A 1375-nucleotide genomic window follows, 5' to 3' on the forward strand; every position below is an offset into this window, starting at 1 on the left:
TAGATAAGCTTAGCGGCTTAAAGACTTCTGAAAGAATAGATGTTTATAATTCTGCAGTTGCAAGAAAAGACGGAAAGATTGATTTTGATAGTATTTTGGAGAAAGATAGTTCGCAGAAGTGGTCTCCTGATAAGAGATTGTATTCAGTTGCTTATGAAATGAAATTACCCAATCATATGTACCCTGAGATGAGTGACGCTAGACATTTTCAAGAAGCTAATAAGAAACTACATGAGGCTTTCCAAGCTGACTCAATATTTGCCCAACAAATGGAGGAATTATATCCAGGAATAATTGCTGGTGTAAAACCGGGAAAAAGAGGAGCTTTTCCACGAAAACCACCTACTCCAGAGGTTACTTGGCATCATGAACCCAATAGAGAAGGAATTCTACAATTAATACCGTTTGATCAACATACAGCAAAGGGTGAAATACAATCTGTACTACATCCTAATGGAAAAGGAGGAATGGAGATTTGGGGGGGAGGAAGAAAAAGAAAAAAATAATGAAATGTTTCTATATTTCAGCACTATTCTAGAAGAGTGCATTTAGGGGAGAATATAATGGAGAAACTTATTACATTGAGAAAAATACTAAATAATATTGAACAATTCGAGTGGTCAGATGCATTATTTCTTCCAGATGATGAAACGTGGGATTTAGATACAAAAGGTGCTATATTCGATCCAGATGATGTAGAGGATGACAGTGATGAAGTACCTGAATTTGCTAGGGAAAATAATTTAATGTACGCTTTAGACATTCAAACTATAAAAGGAATAATTAAAAATGCTTTAGTACAAAAGGGTGAATGTACAGATGAAGATTTAATTGAGGCCTTTTTATATTATTATGATAATGACGCTTTTATTGTAACAAATAAATAATAAATCGACTTTGAATATGATTAAGATATTATGCATATCTGGAGTAATTTCGACCTTGGTTGGCTATGGCCTTCCAAGGTTTCTTTTTTGTCGGGCTAATTAGTACAGATTCTGAACAACAATGATTATAAGTAAATCTATGACAAAATATCCTCACTCATCCAGTTGTAATCCCTCTACTCAAAAATAAGCTGGAAGCCAATAGAAGTAGAATTCGCTTTGTCGTGGTGTGAACCGCTTAGGGATCTGCATGACAGAGAGGAGGAGCCATCCTTGTCGCAGAGCTTTAGCCAGGGACGCATCACATTATTGAACTTGGCCGCAAGCTGATTATGATCCTAATCAAGGTGCTCTGTACGCTGCTCAGAAAGCTGGTTAACCTCAAAGACGAAGGAAACCAAGCAGCTTCCAGGCAGCAGCAAGCCGGCTACGATGGACAGCATCCTGGCGGATTTTGATACCGGACAAGCGGATCAGAGCCTTGGCGG

At 37.8% G+C, this 1375-nt stretch carries 2 protein-coding genes; both read left to right on the top strand.

The features are described from left to right. Window positions 1-506: HNH endonuclease (locus BLQ82_RS32295; protein ID WP_074648851.1), on the top strand; the 506-nt coding region annotated here is incomplete at its 5' end. A 57-nt stretch (window positions 507-563) separates the two neighbouring features. After that, a complete protein-coding gene (locus BLQ82_RS30970; RefSeq protein WP_062518904.1) occupies window positions 564-887 on the top strand; it encodes a DUF7716 domain-containing protein in 324 nt (107 codons plus the stop codon). The last annotated feature ends 488 nt before the right edge of the window (window positions 888-1375 follow it).

Source organism: Paenibacillus jilunlii, from assembly GCF_900102965.1.
GTDB lineage: Bacteria > Bacillota > Bacilli > Paenibacillales > Paenibacillaceae > Paenibacillus_AQ > Paenibacillus_AQ jilunlii.